Raw genomic sequence first — 3,356 nt, 5'->3', positions numbered from 1 at the left:
GGCGTTCCTCAAGCTGGGCGCGGGAATACCGTGAAGGTTGCCATTCGGCCATGCCATTAGAGTATCAGGCTGTATTTACGCCGTGATCAATAGAAGGCGCACCTGTGACTGCCCAGGCCCTTGTGACTCATCTGGGGGCGAGTGGCAAGGTTGCCGGTCATGCGCTGGGCTATCTCCCCGGCGGAAAAGACGGGACGCCAGTGGGCGCGATCGACCTCGATGGGAAAGACTTTCCAGGCGATAAACTGGAGGCCGCGCGGCTGGGACTTCTCAAAACGTGTGATGACCTGGGGCTGACCACTTACTCTGAGCGCAGCTTCAGCGGGAAAGGCTGGCACGTACGGCTCTGGGCTGATGAAGCCCTGTCCTACAGCCTCATGCGGGCGGCACTCCGGGCCATCACGCACCGGGCCGGGATTCCGAAAGTCGAGACGTACCCGATGGGAGACAACGCGGCGGGGCGGTGGATCATCACGCCCTACAGCCGCGCGCTAAAGGGCGAGCCGCCTTACCTGGGCCGGACGTACTTAGAGGCAGATGACGGGCAGCCAATCCCGGTCGACGAGCTGGAAGACTGGATTACCCGCAATCCTGCTGGGGCCCTGCTAGAGCTGGCGGCAGAAGAGGCGGCGCGTTCCCAGCCCAGCGCGGCGGTAGACCGTGGGGAGGACATTCCGGGCGCTGGCGAGTTCACGCCGGAAGCGGTGGACGTGCTGCTAGCGGCAGCCCGCGCCCACGCCCCAGACTCACGGCATGACGCGCTGGCAGCATTCCTTAACCTGGGACAGCGCGCCGGAAACCTGGCTGGAATGGTTGAGGGCCTGAAAGCGCCGGAAGTCTTCAGCAAGTGGTGTGCGGACAACTCGCGCACCCCGCAGGAATGGGCTGAAGAAATTGACCGGTGGGCGGACAGCGTGGAAAGTGGCGAGACTGAAAACCGCCGTGGCTTGCCGTATCTGAAGGAAGCGGGTTTCAGCATTCCCGATCTGCCCCGGCCACAGAGGGCCACTAGATACCCTGAAATTGTCATCAATGGGCGGCAGCTCCGAGATATTGCCCAGGACGCTGTGAACGCGCTGATGGCACAGAATAACCCGCCCCGGCTGTTTAACCGCGCGGGGGAACTGGCCCGCCTGATCGATGACGGCGAAACACGGGTTAAACCGCTAGACGCCGTGGCATTAAAAGGCGAGCTGGCCCGCTGCGCTGATTTTGTGAAAGAGGAACAGGGCAAAGACGGGGAACCCTACACCATCCCAGCGCGGCCACCGGCTGACGTTGCCCCCGATCTGCTGGCCCGCGTTGACCGGCTGAGCTTTCCCCCGCTGCGCCTACTGGCGACCACGCCGGTCTACAGCGCAGACGGGGCGCTGATCGCCGCAGAGGGCTACTACCCGGACAGCGGCGTGTTCCTGGCCCTGCACGGCTTTCAGTTGCCCGCGCTGCCCACTGTTGGGGAGGGGCTAGAGCTGCTGCGCGAGTTGCTGCATGATTTTCCCTTCGCCCACCGGGCAGGATTCGCGCACACCCTGGCCGCCTTACTTGTGCCGTTCCTTCGCCCCATGATCGACGGCCCCACCCCGCTACACATGATCGAAGCGCCCACACGCGGCACCGGGAAGGGTCTTCTTGCTGAGGTCATCCCTCTGGTTGCCCTGGGAACCGGCGCGGGCGTGATGGTGCAACCGAAGGACGGGGACGAGTTTGAAAAGCGCGTCACATCGATGCTGCTGGAAGGTTCCCGCGTGATCTTGCTGGATAACGTGCATTCCCTGAGTGGTGAGGCTCTAGCCGCTGCGCTCACAGCCCAGACGTGGCGGGGGCGCAGGTTGGGCAAATCCGAGATGCTGACCCTTTCCAATGATGCGCTGTGGATGGCAACGGGGAATAACGTCAGCCTGGACGATGACATGCCGCGCCGCATTATCCCGATCCGCCTTGACGCGGAGGTAGAGCGGCCCGAAAATCGCACCGGATTCAAACACCCGGACTTGCTGCGCTGGATCAGGCAACACCGCCCCGCCCTGGTGGCCGCCTGTATCACCATGATCGAGGCGTGGAAAGCTGCCGGACGCCCAGCCGGGGCCGCGCGCCTGGGCAGCTATGAAAGCTGGTCGGCCATTGTGGGCGGCGTGCTGGACGTGGCCGGGGTGCATGGCTTTCTGGAGGGGCGTGAGCATCTGTATGAGATCAGCAACCCCGAACCGGAAGAATGGGGCAACGTCCTAGAAGCCGTTTACAACGTACATGGTGATAAACGGCTTCCCGCTAAGGAGTTTCTCGACGCCATGATGGCGCTAGGTTCCCATATCGATCTGTGGGAGGGCCGTAAACCCCTATCGCAGCTCCAGCGTATCGGGCGGGCGCTGTTAACACACCGGGACCGCGTGTTCGCGGGGCGTCGTCTGCGGGTGGCCGGGGTGGACTCGACCACCAAAAACAGGCTGTATCAGGTGGAACTCTTGCCCCGGCCCGGTGTTACGGGTGTTCCAGATACCGAAACACCGGAGAAACACCGGGAAGAAACAGACGTACTAGACAGTGTTCCCGGTGTTTCTTTCACTCCCCCTCGCAGTGGTGAGCGTGACCGAGTGGAACTGTGATCGGCGCGGCTGGATTGGTGGACACCCTGGAGGGCCTGGGGGTGTCCCTGACGGTCACGGCAGAGGGAAAGCTCAGTGTCGAGCCTGCCAGCGTCATTCCTTCTGAGCTGATGGGCTTACTGAAGGAACAGAAACAGGAGGTGATCGGGTGTATTCACGCCAGAGCGGGGGGTCAGAATAAAACACCCGAAACACCCGAAGGTAGCGCCAGCACGCCTAATCCGGCCCGGTGTTTCTCCGGTGTTTCCCCAGATCAAACACCCGTAACACCGGGCGTGGTGGCCGGGGCGAGCTTTGCCCCCCTGCCCCGGCCATTGGTGGCGCTGGTACAGGCGGCGAAGGTGAACAGCCTGAACCGCCCCGGCTTCCTGCCGTCGGGGATCGTTCCCAACCTGAGTGAGTACGTGCTGACCTGCGCGGCCCTGTACGCCTGCAACTTCGACGCGCCCCGGCAGTTGGCAGACCTGTGGGCAGCACGCGCGGCGGCGGCATCATGACCACTTGACGCACCTGCGCGACGGTGCGAACAGGAGAGCCGCCCCACCCTGACCCGGTGAAGGCGGCTCTCTCATGCCTGCTGCACTTCGCGCCCGCGCACCATAGGGGGTGTGCATTCTGCTCATTTTGGCCTGCTCACGTCCACGCTTGAGGCATCACATTGGGCTTGCCCCGCTATTGCGTAGTTGAGGTTAAGCGGCTTTAGCCTGGCGTTCGAACTCGTGAGGTGTCAAGTAGCCCAGTGTGGAGTGGCGG

The 3,356-nt window shown here is 63.1% G+C and carries 2 protein-coding genes; both read left to right on the top strand.

What is annotated here, in order from left to right; translation table 11 throughout:
- Positions 1-104 precede the first annotated feature (104 nt).
- Positions 105-2,603: a hypothetical protein gene (locus Q322_RS22050; RefSeq protein WP_156953189.1), complete on the top strand. Its 2,499-nt coding sequence runs from the start codon at positions 105-107 to the stop codon at positions 2,601-2,603.
- Positions 2,600-3,100 (top strand): hypothetical protein, encoded by a 501-nt coding sequence (locus Q322_RS24295; RefSeq protein ID WP_034419393.1) that lies wholly within the window; start codon positions 2,600-2,602, stop codon positions 3,098-3,100. Before Q322_RS22050 ends, Q322_RS24295 begins: the two co-directional genes overlap by 4 nt.
- Positions 3,101-3,356: the final 256 nt, after the last annotated feature.

This window comes from Deinococcus frigens DSM 12807 (genome assembly GCF_000701425.1).
GTDB lineage: Bacteria > Deinococcota > Deinococci > Deinococcales > Deinococcaceae > Deinococcus > Deinococcus frigens.
This window is presented reverse-complemented; position numbering and strand designations above follow the sequence as displayed.